This is a genomic window from Luteitalea sp. TBR-22, from assembly GCF_016865485.1.
Taxonomy (GTDB): Bacteria; Acidobacteriota; Vicinamibacteria; order Vicinamibacterales; family Vicinamibacteraceae; genus Luteitalea.
The window spans coordinates 339,561-361,456 of the sequence record NZ_AP024452.1 but is presented as its reverse complement, the minus strand read 5'-3'; the positions used below and the strand labels follow the sequence as shown (position 1 = coordinate 361,456).

Genomic DNA, 21,896 nt, shown 5'->3' with positions numbered 1-21,896 from the left:
CCTTACCTGGGGGCCGCCGTGGTGAGGGTGGGCCGGAACACGACGAGGATCTGCGTCTTCTTGCTCTTGTAGTTGGTCGATCCGAACAGGCTGCCGAACACCGGCACGTACTGCAGGCCGACGTTGCTCGCGCCCGGCACGCTGCCGGCCGCCGAGGCGCCGCGCGTCGCCTTGCCCATCGCGCTCATGCCGCCGGCGATCGCCGGGGCGGCCAGCAGGTCGTTGCCCGACACCGCGAACGGCACGCCCTCCGACGTCGAGAACGAGTACCGCGAGCGACGCCAGACCTCCGGGTCGTACAGGTTGTACTCGAGCGGCACGTTGGTCTCGACCTCCACGGCGGTGGTCAACCCGCGCGATCCCTGCCGCGGGCGCACGGTCAGCCTGATGCCCGTGTCCTTGAGCGACTTGTCGTTCTTGTTCTTCGGGTCCACCGCCGGGCCGCCGATGAAGATCTCGTTCTCGCCGCCGATCGGCGCGGTCACCGTGCCCTTGTACAGGCTGCGCCCCGAGGGCTCGACGCCGCGTCCGTACTCACCGGTCTTGAACTGCACGCTGGCCTCGAACAGCTCGAGCTCGTAGGCCACGGCGTTGGGCGCGGCCTCGGCAACCGGCGCCGTCGCCACCGGCGCGCTGGTGGCGCCGGGCGTCGTGGTCGGCGCGCCTGGCGTCGTGGTGGTGCCGGCCCCCGGCGCGGTGGTCGGCGCCATGGGCGTGACCGCCGGCACGACGGGGCGTGCCGCCGCCTTCACGGTGACGGTCGACTGCACCTTCGCGACCCGCGCCAGGTTGTTGACCGCGGTGAGTTCCTCCTGGCTGTTCACCGTGCCCACCAGCAGCATCTCGCCACCCAGCTTCGAGATCGACACGCCTGGATACGGCGCCAGCAGGTTGCGGAGGTCGGCCTCGACGGCCTGCGCCTCGCGGGTGGTCACGATCAGCGTGATCTCGTGGCGCAGGACCTTCTTCTGGTCCCAGATGTTGAGCGTCGTGCGGCCCGGCTTCTTGCCGCGCAGCATCAACTGCTTGCGGCCGCCGACCGGCTCGTAGCCGGCGGTCAGCGGCGAGCCGAGCACGATGTCGCCCATCGCATAGCCGGGCGACCACGTGGTGACCTCGTTGACGTAGATCGTCAGTTCCTCGCGCACGGGCTGCGCGAGCGCCGCGGTCGCGCCCACGAGGAGGGCGACGAGCACGACGCCGGCGGCGCGGAGGTGACGGAGAGGGAAGAGCATCACGCCTCCTCTGGATCAGAACAGGCCACGGCCGACGTCGCGGAACGACTGCAACGGGCGCGCCTTGGGCTTGACCGGCACGGTCACGCCGAGCAACTGCATCGGGTCGAGGAACGGCAGGTTGACGGCCGTGTCGTCGAGCGAGGACCGCAGCGACAGCGTGAGGTCGCCGACGTTCTGGGCGAGGATGAGTTCCTGCACGCGGTTGGGCTCGACCAGCAGCGTCACGGTGCGCAGCGACCGCTCGCGCGTCTGCGGCGGCGCGTTGCCGGACGACCCCTGCGTCTCGCGCTCGACCCGCTCACGGCGCAGTTCCTTGTTGACCGCCACGACGAACACGTTCTGCATCATCGTGCGCACCTCGGTGCGCTCGTCGGCGTACTGGACGCGCCCGTTCTGGTAGCCGACCGGCCGCCCGAACTCGAACGTGCCGATGATGTCGACGAAGTTGCCGGGACGGATCAGGCCGCCGACGCCGGTGTCGTCGGTGACGGTGATCGCCACCGCGCGCCGGCCTCGCGGCACCTCGAACGAGAGCGCCTCGGCGCCGGCGTCGGCCAGCATGCTGCCGCTCACCTGCGTGCCGGCGGCGATGGGCACCACGGCGACGCGGCCGGCGACCTCCTCCACGGTCGGGAAGGTCTGGGGCTGGCGGTACTTGCGCGGCACGGCGATCCGCTGGATCTGGCCCTGGTCGATGGCGGTCCCGGCGGCGATGGCCTCGCGGGTGATCACCACGTTCTGCATGTCGACTTCCTCGTACAGCTGCCGTTCGATGCCGCGCACGTAGACGTACACGAGGAACACGGCGAGCAGGCCGAGGACGAGGGAGAGGAGGAGCTTTGCGCGACCGGACATAGGTGTCGTCTCAGGAAACAGGTGGCGGGCCGCCGACCGAACGCCCGGCGTGCTTCAGATGTCCCAGGGGCAGTCGCCCCAGATGCAGTCCCAGGCGCAGCCGACGGGATCGTCGATGCAGTCCCCGACGTTGTTGAGCACCTGGGCCGCGCCCTGCACGTCCTGCAGGGTCTCCTTGAGCTGGGTCATGTCGCCAAGGGCGTTGGTGCCGTTGAACAGGAGCCAGTCGTAGTAGCCGCTGGTGGCGAGTTGCTCGATGCCCTGGCCGGCCAGGTCCCAGGGCGATCCCGCATCGAGGCCGCCGCCGGCCTTGGTGCGCTTGCACGGCGGGCTCGAGGGCTCGCAGTCGTCGTCCGGATCGCCGTGCTGCTCGACCCAGTGGCTGTAGATGCGCAGGTCCTCGGGCAGGTCGTCCTGCAGCAACCCGACCCGCGGCACCCTCACCGAGTCGATGCCCTGGCTGGTCGACCAGATCACCTTCACGGTCTCCGGGTTGTACTCGGTGTCCTTGTTGTTGTACTCCCAGAACCCGCTCAGCATCTTGCCGTGCACCTCCTGCAGCGTGCGCGAGATGCTGCGGTTGGTCAGGTAGAACTGGAAGGCCACCGCGAGGAACACGACGCCCATCATGGCGATGAGCATCGTCTCGATGGTCGCCTGCCCGCGACGACCGCGCGGCGAACCGGTCACGAGGGCGGCACGACGGACGTCAGTAGAGGACACGGCGCCACTTCTCGAAGATGGGGTCGTAGTTGCCGCCGTGCAACGCCGCGCTCGGCGAGAAGTACATCGCCGCGGCACTGAGCGGCTCCATGCGGACGCGGTACTCGTCCTCGCCCTCCTCGATGGTGCCGCCGACGGGTTTGGCATGGGCGGCGGCGACCATCTCGGGGATGGCGTCGTCGCCGAACACGTCGAAGGGGTTGAAGATCGCCTTGGTCTCGGGCGCCTTGACCACCCACACGAACGAGATCTCCTCGCCCTCCTTCTCGAACCACTTCACGTACGTGTAGGAGGACGGGCAGTAGCCGAAGGGGAAGCACGGCACCACGTAGTAGACCGTGTTCTCGATCGGCGCCAGGTCGACCAGGCAGGGCAGGACGAAGAACGTGCTGGTCCAGAACGGCTGGTCCTGGCACGCCGTGGGGCGCGACTTCGAGAACGGCACTTCCTCGTTGACGGCGTCGGGATCGCCCCAGGGCCGGTAGCCCTCGTACCACTCCAGTTGCTCGCCGGGGAAGAGATCGTGCGCGTTGTACCAGGTGACGCGCGCTGCCTCGTCGTAGGGGATCTTGGCGTAGCCGACCTGGATGCCGGTGTCGACGAAGTTGATGATGATCGTGCCGACTTCCCAGATCTTCTGGACCATGCCGTCCAGGCCGATGAGGCCGGCCAGCGGCACGCCGACACTCGCGATCGGCTCGATGTCGCGGCGCCACTGGTTGACCTCGGCCAAGCCGTTGAGGCCGATCGCCATGTTGGTGGCGCCCGTCCAGGCGCCCGCGTCGGCGACGATCTGCAGCGCGATGCGCCGGTTGATTGCCTGCCCGACGTTGACCATGGTGCCGACCATCACGGTCATCAGCACCAGGAAGCAGAGGAAGAAAGGCGTCGACTGGCCGCGTTCGCTAGTCATTGTCCCCCCCGCTCGGTCGGTCGCTCTGGGTGTTGGTGGGCGCGAAGGCGACGATCTCGATCCCTTCGGGCTCGAGGTACTCGTAGATCGGGAACCCGAACGGCACGCGGGTCTTGACGTAGAAGCCCGAGGTGAAGCCCTTGAGCCCCCACTCCACCGTCACCGGCATCTCGCCGCCTTCGTCGGCGTACCAGTTCAGGTTCGCCATGACCTCCTCGGCGGCGATCTGCGGGCTGTTGCCCACCACGTCGGCGCGCACGGCCGCGAAGGCGGCGTACTGCACCATGTACCGCGTGACGGCAAACATCACGAGGTGCATGAGGCCGAAGACGAGGAGGAGCAGGAAGCCCATCATCATCATCGCCTCGAGCGTGGCCTGGCCCCGTCGCGCGCGAACGCGACGGGCGGCAGGGAGCATGGTGCGCACGGAAGGGTAGGGACCCTGCCTACTTGTCGACCGTGGACTTCTCGTTCTTGGAGGCGCCCACCGCGTCGGCCGCCTTGGTCGACCAGCTCGAGGCCGCCGGCTTGACCGTGTCCCAGAAGAAGAAGATGAACGCGATCAGGATGACCGCCGCCATGATGCCGACGATCATCAGGTACTCGGTCGGGGTCTGGCCTTCCTCCCGGCGGAGTCGCCGCGCGCTGACGTTGCGTCGAATCGTCCGGATCAGTCCGCTGTTGCTCGTGGATTCCATGCGCTCTCCTTGGCCGTGTGGGCCGTTACTGACACTCAACGCCCGCTTCGGGCTCAACGAACTCCGGGCAGGGGGGCGGCGGCGCGTTCTCGTCGCGCGGCGGGCTGGTCAGGTGCACCACCATGTGCTCCACGACCTTCACCCCCACCAGCTTCATCGTCGGGATCACGATGCCCGACAGGACGATCAGCATGGCCGTCAACAGGCCCGCGATCATCAGGTACTCGGTCGCCGTCTGGCCCCGTTGGCCACGAGCGGAGCGGCCGGTTGATGACTCGCCGAGGTGCGCCTGCGGCGCGCGGCGAGTTCCGAGAGCCGGCGCCACCCGGCCCTGCTCACGCAGCCGACCGGGGACAAGGGCTTGCCCTGAGCGAGGCCGACGCAGTCGGCCGAGTCGAAGGGTCACAGCCCCACCGTCCGCACGCTGCGCGCCAGCATCCGCACCACGCCGACCAGCACGGGCTGGAACATGCCGGTCAGGATGATGGCCACGGCCGTCAGGATGCCGGCCACCATCAACCACTCGACCGCCACCTGCCCGGACTCCGCCCTGCATGTCGTGGGTCTGGCTGCTGGCCTGCGCGTCACCTGGTCACCTCGGACTGATTGCTGCGCATCATATGCGCTTGCCGCCGCTTGTCCAGTGCCGGCGTCCCCGATCCGGCCCGGGATCATTCCCGCAGCCCGGCGATGACCCAGCCGCGACCGTCGCGCTGGAGATCGAAGACGAACGTGCGCCTGATGGTCAGCGCCTGTCCCTGGGCATAGGCCCCGGTCGTGCCGGCCTGCGTGAGCCGACAGGTCGCCACCGCGTGCTGCGCGTCGCGCGCATCGACGTCGCAGTCCCCCAGCGTGAGCGGGGCCGAGAAGGCGCTGGTGATGCGTCGCAGGTGCACCTCGTCGACCGACGGCCACACGCGGCGGATCCCCGCCGCGTGCCCGGTGTTGCGCGCCGCGACGTACGCGCGTACCAGCGACAGCCCCTCGGCCTGTGGCGCGACCGGCGCGGCCGGCGGCTCGGGCTCCCGGCGCTCGGGCGCGCGCTCGACGACGCGTGGCGCCTCGACCGCGACGGGGGCCTCCCGCGGCACGTCGCGCGGGGTCGCCGACGACGTCGGCGGGGGACCCTGTGCCTGGCGTGGCGCGGGGACGACCGGACGGACGGGAGCCTGCCTGGTCGCGGGTGGCGGCGTCCGGGCGGCAGCAGCCGGCGTCCGGGCCGGCGACGACGACACGGGGGCCGCCGGGGGCGGTTCCACGCGCGGTTCGGCCGCAGGCGGTGCGGGCGCCGCGGTGGCCGGGGCAGGTTCGGGCACCGGCGTGGCGGCAGGCATGTCCAGTGCCACTTCCGTCGACGGCGAGGGCGCGGCCGGCGGCGCCGCGGGCGGCTCGGGACGCGTCGCATCGACGCCGGTCGAGCCGGGCGTCACCGGGCCGGGATCCACCGGGCCGGCGATCTTCGGCTCCACCGTCCGCGTGAACAACCCCGACAGGCTGCCCGCGCCGATCATCCGGAACGCCACGAAGGCCGCCACGAAACAGCAGGCCAACAGCGCCATCACCGCCGTGATCAACACCGCCGCGGGGATGCCCTTGCGGGCAGAAGGCAATGGCGTGGTCGCTCCTCCGACCGACGGCACGACACCCGGAGCCGCGAGCGGGGGCGGCGCGGCGGCCACTGGCTGCCTGAGGCCTGCCATCGGCGAGGCCGGCGTCCCTGGCAGCGCGGGAGGGGGGCCGGGCACGACGGGCGGGCCATCGACGGCCGGCCGCGTGCGGTCGCGCGCTTCGGCGATCGCCGGGGCATCGACGGTGGCCCGACCGCCTGCCGAGGGCGGAATCGCGCCCGACGGCACCGACGGCAAGGGCACGGGCAGCGGTCCCTCGTCGGGCACCCCCGACGCCAACGGGACCGGCAAGGGCACTGGAGGTGGTGCCATGGGAACGACCGGAGCGAACACCGTCTCGTCCGCCGGGCGAGCCGGCGCGGGCGGCGGCACCGGCGGCGGCGTCACCGGCGACGTGCGGCGCGTCGCCAGGTGCGCCAGGGCGCGGTCCTCCTGGGTGACGGTCGCGGCCCCGCCGGGAGCAGGCGTGGGCGGCGGCGGGACCACGGTCGCGGGCGGGGTCACCGGCCGGGTGGCCGATGCCGGCACGGCGACCACCATCGTGGCGTCGTCGGCGCTGGCCTGCATCGCGCGACGACGGGCGCGCGCCAGGTCCTTGCGCATCGCCTGCAGGTCCTGGTAGCGATCGGCCGGCTGCCGGGCCATCGCACGGGCGACGATCCGGGCCAGTTCGGCGTCGATCGACGGAACGAGCTGCTCGAGGGGCGTCGGCTGGGCCGCCAGAACGCGCTGCAGCACGTCGGCGGTCGTTGCGCCGGCAAACGCGCGGCACCCGGAGAAGAGCTCGTACATCACGAGCCCGAGCGCGTAGATGTCGCTGCGGGCGTCGACCTCGGCGCCCTCGAGCTGCTCGGGCGCCATGTAGGCCGGGGTGCCGATGAGCGTCGGCCGGTCCATCTCGCCCGATTCCCGCGTCGCGACACGGGCGATGCCGAAGTCGAGCACCTTCACCAGCCCGGCGCGCGAGATCATCAGGTTCGCGGGCTTGATGTCGCGGTGGACGATGCCGCGCTGGTGGGCGAACCCGAGGCCGTCGGCCACCTCGTCGATGATGTCCAGCTTGCGGATGGGGGAGAACGGCGCGTTCTCGCGGATCAGCAGCGCCAACGTATCGCCGTCGATGTACTCCATGGCGATGTACAGCTGGCCGTCGTGGTCGCCGACGTCGTACACCGTGACGATGTTGGGGTGCTGGAGCCGTCCTGCCGATTGCGCTTCACGGATGAAGCGGCGGCGCAGGTCCTCGCCGTTGACGCGGAGGAGCTTGAGCGCGACGTGGCGGTCGATGACCGGGTCACGGGCCAGGTACAGCACGCCCATCCCGCCTTCGCCGAGCAGGCGTTCCACTTCGTATCGACCGATGATCGCGGGCACGTCGCTCATGAAGGCTCCTAGTTCCTAACGCTGCGGCGGAGGGGGCTGAACATCCCGGACACGACCCCGGACGCCTCCGGGTTCGTGCGATGCGCGGGATCGCAATCGTTTACAGTACGGTCGGACACCCGAGTGGACGAGCTTCCAGGACAGATCGGGCCCTATCACGTCCGGGACCGCCTCGGCCACGGCGGCATGGGAGTCGTGTACCTCGGGTACGACCCGATGCTCGACAGGCCGGTCGCCATCAAGGTCCTGAAGGTCCCCGACGAGGAGACCCGTCGCCGCTTCCTGCGCGAGGCGCGACTCGCCGCCAAGGTCCACCATCCCCACATCGTCAGCATCTACGCGGTCGGTGAGCACGAGGGCAACCCGTACCTGGCGATGGAGTTCATCGCCGGCCGCACCCTGTCGCAGATCATCAGGAGCGGCGAGGCCATCCCGCTGGCCCGCAAGGTCCACTGGCTCTCCGAACTCTGCGCCGGCCTCGGCCACGCCCACGAGAGCGGCATCGTCCATCGCGACGTCAAGCCGTCCAACCTGCTGATCGCCCAGAGCTCCGGCACCCTGCGCCTCCTCGACTTCGGCATCGCCCACGGCAACGAGGCCTCGGGCATGACGATGGCCGGGATGATCGTCGGTACGCCGCAGTACATGTCGCCCGAGCAGATCACCGGCCAGCCGGTCGACCCGCGCAGCGACATCTTCTCGGTGGGCGCGGTCGCCTACGAGCTGCTCACGGGCCGGCAGGCCTTCGGCGGCGACAATCTCTACCACGTCTCGCGCCAGATCGTCGGCGAGCAGCCGCGCCCCATCGAGACGTTCGTGCCCGACGTGCCGCACGCGCTCGTCAAGACCATCGCGCGGTGCCTCCAGAAGGACCCCTCGGCACGCGCCGACAGCGCCAAGGTCCTCGAGCGCGAGTTTCTCGGCATCGCCCGGCGCCTCGATCCGGAGCACACGCTGATCGTCCTGCCCGCCGAGCCGACCGTGGTCACGCCGGCCAGGGACGTCACGACGTCGCGCCGCGAGCTGATGCGGGAGGCCGAGGAAGCGATTGCGCAGGGCCAGCTGACGACTGCCTCGGGCCTGCTGCAGAAGCTGGAGTCGGGGACGTCGCCCAGTCCCGACGTCCAGATGCTGCGCCAGAAGCTGCAGGGGCGCCGACTCGAGTTGCGCATCCACGAGGCCCTCACCAGGGCCGACGACACCCTGCAGAGCGGCTCGATCGAGGAGGCGGAAGCCGCCATCGGCGCGCTGGCCGACATCGCTCCCCGCCACCCGGCGCTCGAGCGCCTCCGCGGCGCGCTGCAGCAGCGCATGGACGACCGCCAGGTGGCCGCACTCACCTCGCGTGCCCGACAGGCGCTGCAGCAGGATCACTTCGAGGAAGCCGAGGCGCTGATCGCCGAGGCGCTGACGCTGGCGCCCGATGCGGCCGACGCGCTCGCGGTGCAGCAGAAGATCGTCGAGCGCGCCCGGGCGCAACGGATTGCCCGCCTGGTCGCGCAGGCCAGCCGCGCCATCGAGCAGGACGACGTGGCGGGCGCCCGCAAGGCGATCGAGGCGCTGGCCAGGCTCGACCCCGCGCACCGCGACGTGCCACGCCTGCAGCAGCGCCTGCAGGCGCTGATCGAGGAACGGGACACGGGGTCGGCGCCAGTGCCGCACGCGGCAGCGGCGGCGACTGCCCCTGCCATTGCGCCCCCGGCCGTGACGAGGCCGACGCCCGCACCCGTTCGCCCGCCGACGCCGCCGGTCGCCCCGAGGCCCACACCGGCCGCCCCGGCCGCACCCCGGCAGGCCAATGCCGCACCGGCGCCCGCGGCAGAGGCGCTGCTGCGGCACCCGACGACGGTGACGCAGACGGCCACGCGCCCGGCGATCCCGCCAGGCGAGCCGCCCGCGCCTGCACGTTCGGCCGTCCTGCCGGCGGCGGTCGGCCTCCTGCTCCTGCTCCTGCTCGCCGGCGGCGGCTACTGGTTCGTCGTCGCCCGCCGCGCGGCACCGTCGACCGCTACCGCGTCGACGTCGACGCCACCCCCCGCGGACGCCGCACCGGCGCCGGAGAGCGGTGGCACGACGCCGCCCGAGGTGACGCCCGCAAGCACCCCGGCAGCACCCCGGCCTGCGCCACCGGCACCGGCCGCACCCGCACCGGCGGGTGACCCGGTGCCCGCAGCGCCGGTCGCGCGCGATCCCTGGGCCACCTCGCGCCAGTTGGCGTCGGCGGGCCGGTACGACCGGGCGCTGGCGGCGATCGACCAGATTCAGGGCGTGCCGGCGGCCCTGCTGCAGGAGGAACGCAACCGCGTGGTGGAGAATGCGCGGCGGCAGACGCTGGCGGCTCGCCGGGGCGCCGAGGACCTGCGCCTGACGAGCAGCCAGCGATACCAGCGTGGCAACAGCCTGCAGGAGGAGGCCGACCGACATCGCTCCGCCGGCCGACTGAAGAAGGCCGTGACCAGCTACATGGACGCCCGTGCGCAGTACCTGCAGGCGTTCAACGACAGCGGCAAGGCCGTCCCGCCCGTGGTGGTGGCCCCGCCGAAGGTCGACGAACCGCCGTCGACGGGCCCGTCGACGACGCAGACCACCCAGACACAACAGCCGCCGACCGGGCCGGACCTCTCTCTCTGGTCCAACGACGAGGCCCGCGCGACGATCTCGCAGTTCTGCGGCGCCTACAAGGGCCGTGACATGGGCGGCCTCAACCGGCTGTATCCGAACATGGGCCCGGCATGGCGCAACGAGCTCGAGGAAGCGTTCCGCACGACGGGCGAACTGGTGTGCGTGTTCGAGAACGTGACCATCGTCCGGGCGAGCGACGAGTTCGGGGTCCGGGCCAGCCTGCTCACCCAGTTGCCGGGCGGGGAACAGCGCCGGCGCTCACTGGTGCTGTCCCTCGTGCCGGCTCGCGACCGGTTGGTCATCGGGACCATCAGCGTCAGGTGAAACGGCAGTCGGCGGCCGGCAGTCAGCATTCCCTTCGTAGAAGACTCGAGCCTTGAGACCAGCCATCCTTCTCGACGCCGTCACCAAGCGCTTCGGCCACACCACGGCGGTCGATGCCCTGTCGCTGCAGGTCCCTGAGGGCACGATCTACGGGTTCATCGGCCCGAACGGGTCGGGCAAGACGACGACGCTGCGGATGATCATGAACATCCTGCTGCCCGACAGCGGGACGGTGGAGGTGTTCGGCGATCGCAGCACCGAGGTCGCCCGGGACCGCGTCGGCTACCTGCCGGAGGAACGCGGTCTGTACAAGCAGATGCCGGTCCGCCGCCTGCTCGCCTACTACGGCGAGTTGAAGGGCGGCCGGCGAGCCGACGTCGAGCGGGAAGCCGACTGGTGGCTCGACAGGCTCGGGCTGCCAGGCGTCGCGGACAAGAAGGTGCAGGCCCTGTCGAAGGGGATGTCGCAGAAGGTGCAGTTCATCGCGACGGTCGTCTCACGGCCCTCGCTGGTGATCCTCGACGAGCCCTTCTCCGGCCTCGACCCGGTGAACCGCGACGTACTCCGCGACGCGGTCCTCGAGCTCAAGCGACGCGGCACGACCATCGTGTTCAGCACCCACGACATGGGCATGGCGGAGCTGATGTGCGACCGCATCTTCATGATCTTCCGTGGCCGCAAGGTGCTCGACGGCACGCTCGACGAGATTCAGGCCACCTACGGCCACGACGCGGTGCACGTGCGCGTGGCGGGCGGCACCGAGGTGCTGCGCGGCATCGAGGGCGTGGAGGAGGTGACCGACCACGGCAACGCGCAGCAGGTCCGCCTCTCGTGCGACCCTCAGGTCTTCCTCGCGCGCCTCTCGGCGCGGACGACGGTGCAACGCTTCGAGATCACCCGCCCGTCGCTGCACGACATCTTCGTGGAAATCGCCCGGCCATCGCCGGAGGAGGACAGGCATGTCGTCGAAGGCGCCTGAGGGCGTGCCGCTGTCGCGTGTCCTGACGATCGCGGCCGCCGAGTTCGAGCAGGCGGTGCGCAGCCGCGCCTTCCTCGTGGGGCTGCTCGCCGTGCCGCTGCTGATGGCGCTCGCCTTCGGCATCCAGGCGCTCACGGCCCGACGCGACACGTCGGAACGCCGCTTCGGGGTCGTCGACAGGACCGGGGTGCTCGGCCCGGCGCTCGTCGAGGCGGCGCGCGAGCACAACGCGCGCGAGATCTCTCCGACCGGGCGCCGCACCGGCCCCAGCTTCCTGCCGGAACTCGTGCCGCCCGGCGGGCAGGATGCCGATGCGCTCCGACTGGCGCTGTCGGAACGCGTCCGGCGGGGCGAGCTCTTCGCGTTCGTGGAGATCCCGGCCGACGTGCTCACGGCGGCCGACGAGGCGCCTCACCTGCAGTACCACACGGAGTACCCCACCTATCAGGCGTTGCCGGACTGGCTGCGCCGCGAGGCGAGCCGGGCGGTGGCCGACCGTCGGCTGTCCAGCCTCGGGGCCGATCCCGCCGTGGCGCGACGCCTGCTGGAGCCGATCCCGCTCGATCGCAAGGGGCTCGTCGTCCGGACCGCGACCGGCGAGGTGTCGGTCGCCGAGAAGGTCGACGCCGTGCGCGCGTTCGCCATGCCGGCCATCGCGATGTTCATGCTGTTCGGCCTGGTGATGTCGTCGGCGCCGCAGTTGCTCAACAGCGTCATCGAGGAGAAGACGAGCCGCATCAGCGAGGTGCTGCTCGGGTCGGTGGGCGCGTTCCACCTGATGCTCGGCAAGCTGCTGGGCAGCGTCGCCGTGACCATGGTGCTGGCAGTGCTGTACGTCGGCGGCGGCCTGCTGATGGCGGCGCAGGCCGACTACTTCGGGGTCATCCAGTGGGGCCTGCTGCCCTGGTTCGCGCTGTTCCTGGTGATCGCCGTGTTCCTGTACGGGGCGATGTTCATCGCGATCGGCGCGGCGTGCAGCGAGGTCAAGGACGCGCAGGGGATGATGATGCCGGCGCTGATCCTGGCGATGTTCCCGATCTTCCTCTGGCTACAGGTCGCGCAGAACCCCGACAGCGCGATGTCGGTGGGCTTCTCGTTGTTTCCCTTCGCCGCGCCGTACCTGATGCTGCTGCGCATCGCGATCCCGCCCGGGCCGCCGGCCTGGCAGGTGGCGATCGCCCTCACCGGGTCGATCGCCGCCACGGTGGCGATGGTGTGGGCGGCCGGCCGCATCCTCCGGGTGGGCCTGCTCATGCAGGGCAAGACGGCCAACTACCGCGACATGTGGAAGTGGATTCGGGCGAAGTAGCACTGGGGCTTGGGCCTTGGGCCGTGGGCCGTGGGCCGTGGGGCCGTGGGCCTGGGCCTCCCAAGGCCGAAGGCCCAATGACCAAGGCCCAATGACGAAGGCCGACACGCAGCGGTACCCTATGCCCCATGTCGCTGCGTCGCGCTGCCCTGCTCCTGCTCACGCTGCTGCTGACCCGCCCCGCAGGCGCCCAGCAGGCCATCGAGTACACGGTGTCGGTCCCCTCGCCCGATCAGCGGTGGCTGCAGGTCGACGTCCGCTTCCCGGCCAGGGCGGGCACGCCGCTCGAGATCCGCATGGCGCGCTCGTCGCCGGGACGGTACGCGACGCACGAGTTCGGCAAGAACGTCTACCAGTTCGAGGCGCGCGGTGAGGGCGACGCGGCCCTCGCGGTGGAGCAGCTCGCGCCGGCCCAGTGGCGGGTCACGCCCCGGGGCTCGTCGGTGCAGATCCGCTACCGGCTGTTCGCCGATCACGTCGACGGCACCTACGCCGCGGTGGACGGCACGCACGCCCACCTGAACGCGCCCGCGACGTTCGCCTGGGCGCCGGCGCTGCCCGACACGCCGATCCGGGTACGGTTCACGCAGCCGCCCGGGCGCACCTGGCGCGTCTCGACGCAGCTGTTCCCGACCGACGATCCGCTGGTGTTCACGGCCCCGAACCTGCAGTACTTCATGGACTCGCCGGTGGAGTTCAGTGCGCACGCCGTACGCGAGTTCACCGTCGCCCGCCCGTCGGGCAAGCCGGCGACGATCAGGCTCGCGGTGCACCACCTCGGCACCGATGCCCAGCTCGACGCCTATGCGCAGGACGTTGAGAAGATCGTTCGCGAGCAGGCGGCGATCTTCGGCGAGCTCGCGCCCTACGACGGCGGCACGTACACCTTCCTGATGGACTACCTGCCGTGGGCCGACGGCGACGGCATGGAGCACCGCAACAGCACGGTGTGCTCGTCGTCGGGCTCGCTCGGTGACGGCGCGTCCCGCCTCGCCGGCACGGCCTCCCACGAGTTCTTCCACTCGTGGAACGTCGAGCGCATCCGCCCGGCCTCGCTCGAGCCCTTCGACTTCAGCCGAGCCAACATGTCGGGCGAGCTGTGGCTGGCCGAGGGATTCACGAGCTACTACGGCATGCTGGCGATGATCCGCGCCGGCCTGGTCGCGCAGGACGCCGGCGTGTCGCAGTTCGGGATGTTCGTCAACGGCGTGCTGCACGCGCCGGGCACGCAGTTCCGGTCGGCCGCCGACATGAGCCGCCTTGCGCCGTACGTTGACGCCGCGGCGGCCATCGACGCGACCAACTGGGAGAACACGTTCGTCTCGTACTACACGTACGGCGCGGCGATCGGCCTGGGTCTCGACCTCGCGCTGCGCGAGCGGAGCAACGGCGCGGTGACCCTGGACCACTTCATGCGGCAGATGTGGAAGGTCCACGGCGCGCCCGGCGGCAAGGCGCCGGGCTACGTGGCCCGGCCGTACACCATCGCCGACGCACAGGCCGCGCTGGCCGTCGTCAGTGGCGACGCCGCCTTCGCCGAGGACTTCTTCCGGCGCCACGTCAGGGGCACCGAGCCGCTGCCATACAAGCGACTGCTGGCCGCCGCCGGCTACGAGTTGCGCACGCGGGAGACGCCGCCGACCCTCGGCCCCGTCCGCCTGCAGGCCCGGCAGGGCCGGATGATCGTCGCCAGCAACACGCTGTCGACCAGCCAGGTCTACAAGGCCGGCCTCGGCAAGGACGACACGGTCGTGTCGCTCAACGGCACCGCCATCGCGCAGGCCGGCGACTGGGAGCGGGTGCTGTCGACGCTCACGCCGGGCACCGAGGTCGAACTGGTGTTCGAGTCGCGCGGCGAGAAGAAGACGGCGAAGGTCGTCGTGGAGAAGAACGACCGGCTCGAGATCGTCCCGATGGACGCGCGCACGCCGCAGCAGGAAGCGCTACGGTCGGGGTGGTTGTCGTCGAAGAGGTAGGGCGCGGTCTCCGACCGCGCCGTCGCGGAGTCAATGCTGCGATGCCGGGAACTCGCCGCGCGCCGAAGGCGCACATCGGCGAGCCTGCAATGCCGTCAATGTCGGAGGTGCCGACCAAGCGGACATTGTCGGCATTCGCGGCATTGCGGCATTGACGGCCGCGCCTGAGGCGGCCTGCCTACTGCCCCGCCTTGACCCTCGCCAGCTTCGCGGCCAGCGCCTGCACGCGCTCCGGCTGCTCGGCGGCCAGGTTCTTCGTCTCGCCGAGGTCGGTCGAGAGGTCGTAGAGCTGCGGGGCCGGATCGTTGGCCAGCTCGGTGTTGGTCTGGGCGCTCATGCGCGGCCCCTTGCTGGGCTCGATGTACTTCCAGCGGCCCTCGCGGATCGCCAGCGCGCCCGAGTGCTCCACCACGTGGTCGCGGCCGCGGCGATCCTCGCCGAGCAGGGCCGCCAGCTGGTTGCCCGTGTCGGGGCCATCCCCCTGCGGGATCGACTGCCGTACCAGCGCCGCGAACGACCCGAGGAAGTCCACCTGCGACACGAGCGCGTCGCTCACGCCCGGCTTGACGCGCGCCGGCCAGCGCAGGAAGAACGGCACGCGGGTGCCGGCCTCGAACCGGCTGTACTTGCCACCCCGGAGGGGTCCGGCCGGCTTGTGTGCCCCCAGCTTCTCCACCGCCTGATCCACGTACCCATCGTCGACGACCGGACCGTTGTCGCTGGTGAGGATCACGATGGTGTTGTCGGCCAGCTTCAGGCGATCAAGGGTGTCCAGCAACTGGCCGACGCCCCAGTCGGCCTGCATGATGGCGTCGCCGCGCGGCCCCATGCCCGACGACCCGACGAAGCGCTCGTGCGGCACGCGCGGGACGTGCGGCTCGTGGGTGGCGTAGAAGAGGAAGAACGGCTCGCGCTGGTGCGCCTCGACGTACGAGATGGCCTTGCGCAGGAACGTGTCGCCCATGTCCTGGTCGCGCCAGAGGGCCGCCTTGCCGCCCGTCATGTAGCCGATGCGGCTGACGCCGTTGACGATCGTCTGATCGTGCCCGTGGCTCGGTCGCTGCGTGGTGAGCAGCGCCGGGTTCTCCTTGCCGGTCGGCCAGTCGCCGACCTTCTTCTCGTAGTCCACCCTGATCGGGTCGGCCGGATCGAGTCCGACGACCTTGCCGTCCTCGACGTACACGGTCGGGACGCGATCGCCGGTCGCGGCCATGATGAAGCTGTACGCGAAGCCGACCTGGTTCGGCCCGGGCGCGATGTTCGTGTTCCAGTCGGGGCCGCCGGGGCCGCCGAGGCCGAGGTGCCACTTGCCGACCACGCCGGTGTGGTAGCCGGCCTTGCGCAGCATGGAGGCCAGCGTCGTCCGCGCCGGGTCGATGACCAGGGCGGCGTTGCCGGGCAGCACGCCCGTGCCCGCCTGCCGCCACGCGTACTTGCCCGTGAGCAGCGAGAACCGCGACGGCGTGCAGGTGCCCGAGGTGGCGTAGCCGCTCGTGAAGCGCAGCCCCTCCTTCGCGATCCGGTCCATGTTCGGCGTCCGGATCGTGGTGCTGCCGTTGGCCGACACGTCGCCGTAGCCGAGATCGTCGAGGTAGATCAGGACGATGTTGGGACGCGGGGCCGTGGCCTGCGCGCGCGCCTGGGCCGCCGCCGCGACGAACACGAGGAGGAGAAGGGCGAGGGCCCGCCCCAATCGGACTGTGGACATGGCCGAGAGGGTACCGCAACCCGCGCGCGGCAATTGGAAATTTGAGATCCGAAATTGATCGGCGGCCGCCCGACGCATCCCGAGGGGCCACGGCGAAGCCGGGCCCCACGAGAATCTCGAATGTCGAATTCCCTGACTGCCGTCTCCAATTACCAGCGCGGGCGTCACTCCTCGCCCATGAACGGGTACTGGTAGGCGGTCGGCGGCACGAAGGTCTCCTTGATCGACCGCGGGCTCACCCAGCGCAGCAGGTTCAACTTGCTGCCGGCCTTGTCGTTGGTGCCCGACCCGCGCGCACCGCCGAACGGCTGCTGGCCGACCACCGCGCCTGTGCACTTGTCGTTGATGTAGAAGTTGCCGGCGGCATTGCGCAGGTGCGTGTGGGCGAGCCGGATCGCCTGGCGATCGTTGGCGAAGATGGCGCCCGTCAGCGCGTACGGCGAGGTGCCGTCGACGATCTTCATCGTCTCCACGTACTGGTCGTCCGGGTACACGTAGGCGGCGACCACCGGTCCGAAGATCTCCTCGCAGAGGATGCGGTGGCCGGGGTCGTCGACCTTCACCAGCGTCGGCGACACGAAGTAGCCGGTGTCCCTCGACGCCTCGCCGCCGGCGACGATCGTGCCGGCCGCGCGGGCCTCGTCGAGGTAGCCGCCGATCTTGGTGAACGAGCGCTCGTCGATCACCGCGCCCATGAAGTTGCGGAAATCGCGCACGTCGCCCACCCGGATGTCGGCCATCATCGCGACCATGCGGTCACGCACGCCGGCCCACAGCGACTGCGGGATGTAGACGCGGCTGCACGCCGAGCACTTCTGGCCCTGGTACTCGAAGGCGCCGCGCACGATCGCCACGGCCAGCGCGTCCACGTCGGCCGACGGGTGCGCCATGATGAAGTCCTTGCCGCCCGTCTCGCCGACGATGCGCGGGTACGACCGGTAGCGGCCCATGTTGCCGCCGATGGTCTTCCACATGCTGTTGAAGACCGTCGTGCTGCCCGTGAAGTGCACGCCGCCGAGGTCGCGATGCGAGAGCAGCGCATCCGAGATCGGAATCGGGTCGCCGGGCACGAAGTTGATGACCCCGGGCGGCAGGCCGGCGGCCTCGAGCAGCTTCATCACGTAGTAGCCGCTCAGCATCGCCGTCTGCGCCGGCTTCCAGATGACGGTGTTGCCGGCCATCGCCGGGGCGCCCGACAGGTTGCCGCCGATCGCCGTGAAGTTGAACGGGCTCACCGCATAGATGAAGCCCTCGAGCGGCCGGTAGTCGGTCTGGTTCCAGACGCCCTTCTCGCTGACCGGCTGCTCGCCGTACAGCTCCTGCGCGAAGAGCGCGCCGAAGCGGAAGAAGTCGATCAGCTCGCAGGCCGCATCGATCTCGGACTGGAATGCCGTCTTGCTCTGCCCGAGCATCGTCGCGGCGTTGAGCGTGTCGCGCCACGTCGTCGAGAGCAGTTCCGCGGCACGGAGGAACACGGCGACGCGGTCCTCCCAGGGCCAGCGGCTCCACTCCTCGCGGGCGCTGGCCGTGGCAGCCACGGCCTCCTGGACGAGCTCGGGCGTCGCCTTGTGCCAGGTGCCGAGCACGTGCTGGTGCGCGTGCGGCATGACGACCGTGGCGGTATCGCCCGTGCGGTACTCCTTGCCGTTGACGATGACCGGGATGTCGACGTGCTCGGTGGCCATGCTGGCCAGCCGCGCCTTGAGCGAGGCCCGCTCCGGCGTACCGGGGGCGTAGCTGCGGATCGGCTCGTTGACGGTGGGCGGCACGCGGCGGCGCGCCGAGAGACTGGCGACGGTGGCGTCGGACATCCACACAGTCTACTGCCGGCCTTCGTCATTGCAGACTCGCCGATGTGCGCCTGCGGCGCGCGGCGAGTTTCGGCCGTCGGCCTTCGGAAACCGGCAGTGGGCCGTCGGCGGTCGGCAGTCCCAGGCTCAGGGCTCAGGGCTCAGAAGGCAGGAGACTTCCGAGTCGGAAGGCTCTCTGAGCCTCGAGCCTGTAGCTGCGGCCGTGCGGCGAATGACTAATGGCCGCGCGTCCGATCCCACTTGGGGTCGCCGCCACGGGCGTCTCCCGGCAGCTTTTCCCAGGGATCGGCGATGAGGCCGTTGAGGTCGTAGACCACCTTGCCGTCGCGGACGGTCAGCTCGCACTGCAGGCGCTGCGAGGCATCGATGCGTCCACCCACCGGATCCACGAAGCCGAAGCGCCCCTGCTCGAGGCGCAGCACCGCGACGTCGGCTGGCGCGCCCACCGACAGGTGTCCGAGCGACTCGAGCCTGATCTGCCGGGCCGGGTTCCACGTCGACTGCCGGATCACCTCGACGAGCGGCTCGCCCATCGCCATGAACTTGCCCATGACGTTGAGCATGTCCTTCATCGCCGAGTTCATGCTGCTGGTGTGCAGGTCGGTGGAGATCGAGTCGGGCAGGAAGCCCGCCTTCATCATCGGCACGGCCGCCGAGTAGCGGAAGCTCGCGCCGCCGTGGCCGACGTCGAAGATGATGCCCTTCTTCCGCCCCGCCACCATCGCCGCGCTGGGTCCCTTCGTGGTGGCGTCCTGCTCGCCCCGCGCGCCGCCGTACATGTGCGTGAAGATGTCGCCCGGCCGCAGGTACTTCATGAACAGGTCCATCAGCGTGCGTCCGGCACGGACGTTGCCGCCGAAGTCGATCATCACCGGCACGTTGGCCTTCGTGCCGGCGATCACGGCCTGCTCGTACGGCTTCCAGTCGGCGCCGTTGTAGTGCGCGCTCTTGATGCCGACGATCACGCCCTTGTGCTGCAGCGCCATCGCCGCGGTGGCCTCGCCGTCCATGTCGGCGGCATCCTGCTCGATCGGCCCCGATCCCATGCCGTTGCCGACGATGTTGAGGAAGGCGACGACGCGCGTCTTCGACTCGTCGATGATGCGGCGCTTGAAGTCGGGAAAGTTGCGCCAGCCCGAGGTGCCCGCGTCGTTGACGGTGGTCACGCAGCTGCGCAGCGTGAAGCCGTCGGGGAAGATGCTCCAGTCACCGCCCGCGTAGTCACGCAGCTTCTCGCCCGGGTAGACGTGCACGTGCAGGTCGATCAGGCCGGGCGTGACCAGCAGGCCCCTGGCGTTGACGGCCTTCATCGCCCGCGCCGCCGGGATGTCGGCCGAGACCGCCGCGACCTTCCCGTCCTTGATCGCCACGTCGCGCACGGCGTCGAGGCCGTTGCGCGGGTCGATCACGCGGCCGCCCTTGATCAGGAAGTCGTAGTCGGCCGGCCCCTGGGCAGCGAGGGGCGATACGAACAGCCCCAGGAGGGCAAACATCACGGCTCTGCGCATGCGCAGAGCATAGATCGTCCGGTCGCGGTAGGGCGCGGTCTCCGACCGCGCCGTCAGCCGATGGCCCCGCTCACGGCGGGGTGGGACACCCCGCCCTACCTCTGTGCCGCGCTTCCCAGCGAGAACGCGTAGATGACGCCGCCGCCGGCGATCGCGATGTGCTGGCGCTCGCGGGCCAGGTAGGTCATCGGCGACCCGCGCCAGTCGGCGTTGGCCTCGAAGCGCCACAGGCGGCGCCCGTCGGCCGCGGCGACGGCCGTGAACGCGCCGTCGTCCTCGCCCGTGAACACGAGGCCCGACGCGGTGGACAGCACGCCGGCCCAGGTGTCGCCGTCGCCGACCTGCGGCAGCTCCCACGCGATGCGGCCCGTCGCCACCTCGATGGCCCGCAGCACCTTGCCGCCGGTCTCGCCAGGCACGCGACGCGTCGTGCCGCCGTAGAACGATTGCCCGGGCTCGAACCCGCGCGACGACTTCGTGAACACGCTGCAGCGCTCGAGCGCCTGCACGAAGTACAGGCCGCGGGCCGGGTCGAACGACGGCGACATCCAGTTGGTCGCGCCCTCCACCGACGGGCAGACGGTCGTGCCGCGCACGCTCGGGGCCATGTCGAGCAGGCGCCGCGGGCGGCCGTCGGCGCCGATGCCCGTCGCCCAGTTGAGGTTGCGGACGAACGGGGTGGCCCGCAGCAACTGCCCGGTGCGGCGATCGAGCACGTAGAAGAAGCCGTTGCGATTGGCCTGCAGCAGCACCGCGCGGGTGGCGCCCTCCCACGGCAGGTCGGCGGCGATCACCGTCTGCACCGCATCCCAGTCGTTGAGGTCGTGCGGCGTGAACTGGAAGTGCCATCGCCGCTGGCCGGTCCGCGGGTCGAGTGCCAGCACCGAGTCCGACCAGAGGTTGTCGCCCTTGCGCTCGTCGCCGTTGTAGTCCGGGCACGGGTTGCCGGTCGTCCACAGCACCTGGTCCAGGGCGGCGTCGTACGACCCGGTCAGCCAGGTCGCGGCGCAGCCGTGCTCGAGTGCCGTGCCCTGCCAGGTCTCCGACCCCGGCTCACCCCGCGTCGGCACCGTCCACGTGCGCCAGACCTCACGCCCGGTGGCGATGTCGAACGCGGCGACGAACCCGCGCACGCCCTCGTCGCCGCCCGACACGCCCGAGATCGCCAGGCCGCCGACCACCAGCGGGGCCGACGTGGCGCCGTAGTGGGCCTTGAAGTCGGCCATCCGTGTTTCCCACAGCACCTGTCCGTTGCCGCGGTGCAGCGCCACGATCCGCGCGTCGTCGGTCACGAAGAAGAGGCGATCGCCCGCGACGGCGACGCCGCGGTTCACCCCGGCGCCGGCATCGCCAATCACGCCCGGCGTGCGCGGTTGGCGCACCCGCCAGATCTGCCGGCCGGTCGCGGCGTCGACGGCGTGGACCTCGTTGGGGGCGGTGACGTACATGACCCCGCCGATCACCAGGGGCGTGGTGCGCAGGTTGCGAGCGCCCGGAATCGCGTAGGTCCAGGCCGGCCTCAGCCCGGCGACGTTGGCGGGCGTGACCTGCGCCAGGCGGGAGTGCCGGTTGCCGCCGACGTCGCCGTTGTAGGTGGGCCAGTCCCCCGACGCGGGCTGCGGAGCGTCGGCCCGAGGCGCGAGGGTCGGCATCGGCGCCCGACCGAGCGCGACCTCCCGCGAGATGTCGGCGCGCTCGACCGGCACGAGGTCGCCCGACGCGGTCAGCAGCGTGAGGTCGGCCGCGCCGACGGCCAGCGCGAGCCCCTCGACCGCTCGGCCGCTCCGCAGGGCCAGGCGCACGCGTGGCCAGGTCGGCGCGACGCGTGCCGCCTCGGCCAGCGTCCGCACATGGCTGGCCACGGCGCGGACATCGTCGGGTTCGAGTGGCACGGCAGGCATGCCCCCGCCCGGGACGCCCTCGCGCACGAGGCGCGCGATCACATCGGGCGTGCGACGCGCGGCGTCCGGCGTGCTGACGATGTCGGGGCCGCGCTCGCCGCCGCGCCCGTCGGCGCCGTGGCAGGGCGCACAGCGTTCCGCGAACACTGCCGCCCCGGCCGGTGGTCGGGCCTGCGTCAGGTAGGAGGCCGACGTCGGCGCGAGGCTCGCCGACAGCAGACCGGCCAGGGCGAGCGGCCTCATGTGTGGCATGCGCGCAGCATAGTGCAGGCTCAGGGCTCAGGGCTCAGGGCTCAGGTGTAGCTGCCGGCCGCGGCCGG

17 protein-coding genes are annotated in these 21,896 nt (G+C 70.9%); 4 read left to right on the top strand and 13 right to left on the bottom strand.

Features of this window, described 5'->3' with window-relative positions; all coding sequences use genetic code 11:
* Positions 1-2: 2 nt before the first annotated feature.
* The 9 genes from TBR22_RS01545 to TBR22_RS01510 all read right to left on the bottom strand — a co-directional run bounded on the left by TBR22_RS01545 (position 3) and on the right by TBR22_RS01510 (position 7,438).
* Positions 3-1,235 (bottom strand): pilus assembly protein N-terminal domain-containing protein, encoded by a 1,233-nt coding sequence (locus TBR22_RS01545; protein WP_239491190.1) that lies wholly within the window; start codon positions 1,233-1,235, stop codon positions 3-5.
* Positions 1,236-1,250: 15 nt separating this feature from the next.
* Positions 1,251-2,093, bottom strand: coding sequence for a Flp pilus assembly protein CpaB (gene cpaB, locus TBR22_RS01540; RefSeq protein WP_239491189.1), 843 nt, complete (start codon positions 2,091-2,093; stop codon positions 1,251-1,253).
* A 54-nt stretch (positions 2,094-2,147) separates the two neighbouring features.
* Positions 2,148-2,816 (bottom strand): hypothetical protein, encoded by a 669-nt coding sequence (locus TBR22_RS01535; protein ID WP_239491188.1) that lies wholly within the window; start codon positions 2,814-2,816, stop codon positions 2,148-2,150.
* Positions 2,803-3,729, bottom strand: a complete 927-nt coding sequence (locus TBR22_RS01530) for a Tad domain-containing protein (protein ID WP_239491187.1) — start codon at positions 3,727-3,729, stop codon at positions 2,803-2,805. The genes TBR22_RS01535 and TBR22_RS01530 overlap by 14 nt, the downstream gene beginning before the upstream one ends.
* Positions 3,722-4,156, bottom strand: a complete 435-nt coding sequence (locus tag TBR22_RS01525) for a hypothetical protein (protein WP_239491186.1) — start codon at positions 4,154-4,156, stop codon at positions 3,722-3,724. Before TBR22_RS01525 ends, TBR22_RS01530 begins: the two co-directional genes overlap by 8 nt.
* A 19-nt stretch (positions 4,157-4,175) precedes the next feature.
* A complete protein-coding gene (locus tag TBR22_RS01520; protein WP_239491185.1) occupies positions 4,176-4,427 on the bottom strand; it encodes a Flp family type IVb pilin in 252 nt (83 codons plus the stop codon).
* Between the two features lie 25 nt (positions 4,428-4,452).
* The gene (locus TBR22_RS01515; RefSeq protein ID WP_239491184.1) at positions 4,453-4,644 is read right to left on the bottom strand and encodes a hypothetical protein; all 192 of its coding nucleotides are present in this window, start codon (positions 4,642-4,644) and stop codon (positions 4,453-4,455) included.
* 185 nt (positions 4,645-4,829) lie between these two features.
* Positions 4,830-4,961, bottom strand: coding sequence for a hypothetical protein (locus TBR22_RS26695; RefSeq protein ID WP_255665306.1), 132 nt, complete (start codon positions 4,959-4,961; stop codon positions 4,830-4,832).
* A gap of 137 nt (positions 4,962-5,098) precedes the next feature.
* A complete protein-coding gene (locus TBR22_RS01510) occupies positions 5,099-7,438 on the bottom strand; it encodes a serine/threonine-protein kinase (protein WP_239491183.1) in 2,340 nt (779 codons plus the stop codon).
* A gap of 123 nt (positions 7,439-7,561) precedes the next feature.
* Between TBR22_RS01510 and TBR22_RS01505 the strand changes: the two genes are divergently transcribed.
* The 4 genes from TBR22_RS01505 (at position 7,562) to TBR22_RS01490 (ending at position 14,648) form a co-directional block, all read left to right on the top strand.
* Positions 7,562-10,384, top strand: a complete 2,823-nt coding sequence (locus tag TBR22_RS01505; protein ID WP_239491182.1) for a serine/threonine-protein kinase — start codon at positions 7,562-7,564, stop codon at positions 10,382-10,384.
* 52 nt (positions 10,385-10,436) lie between these two features.
* Positions 10,437-11,363: an ABC transporter ATP-binding protein gene (locus tag TBR22_RS01500; protein ID WP_239491181.1), complete on the top strand. Its 927-nt coding sequence runs from the start codon at positions 10,437-10,439 to the stop codon at positions 11,361-11,363.
* A complete protein-coding gene (locus TBR22_RS01495) occupies positions 11,344-12,672 on the top strand; it encodes an ABC transporter permease (protein WP_239491180.1) in 1,329 nt (442 codons plus the stop codon). Before TBR22_RS01500 ends, TBR22_RS01495 begins: the two co-directional genes overlap by 20 nt.
* A 128-nt stretch (positions 12,673-12,800) precedes the next feature.
* Positions 12,801-14,648: a M61 family metallopeptidase gene (locus TBR22_RS01490; RefSeq protein ID WP_239491179.1), complete on the top strand. Its 1,848-nt coding sequence runs from the start codon at positions 12,801-12,803 to the stop codon at positions 14,646-14,648.
* A 178-nt stretch (positions 14,649-14,826) separates the two neighbouring features.
* Here TBR22_RS01490 and TBR22_RS01485 read toward each other — a convergent pair whose 3' ends face one another.
* The 4 genes from TBR22_RS01485 to TBR22_RS01470 form a co-directional block, all read right to left on the bottom strand.
* On the bottom strand, positions 14,827-16,356 hold the full coding sequence (locus tag TBR22_RS01485) for an arylsulfatase (protein WP_239491178.1): 1,530 nt from the start codon (positions 16,354-16,356) through the stop codon (positions 14,827-14,829).
* 164 nt (positions 16,357-16,520) lie between these two features.
* Positions 16,521-18,167 (bottom strand): L-glutamate gamma-semialdehyde dehydrogenase, encoded by a 1,647-nt coding sequence (gene pruA / locus TBR22_RS01480; RefSeq protein WP_239491177.1) that lies wholly within the window; start codon positions 18,165-18,167, stop codon positions 16,521-16,523.
* A gap of 215 nt (positions 18,168-18,382) precedes the next feature.
* The gene (locus tag TBR22_RS01475) at positions 18,383-19,675 is read right to left on the bottom strand and encodes an amidohydrolase/deacetylase family metallohydrolase (RefSeq protein ID WP_239491176.1); all 1,293 of its coding nucleotides are present in this window, start codon (positions 19,673-19,675) and stop codon (positions 18,383-18,385) included.
* Between the two features lie 95 nt (positions 19,676-19,770).
* Positions 19,771-21,828: a PQQ-binding-like beta-propeller repeat protein gene (locus tag TBR22_RS01470; RefSeq protein WP_239491175.1), complete on the bottom strand. Its 2,058-nt coding sequence runs from the start codon at positions 21,826-21,828 to the stop codon at positions 19,771-19,773.
* Between the last annotated feature and the right edge of the window lie 68 nt (positions 21,829-21,896).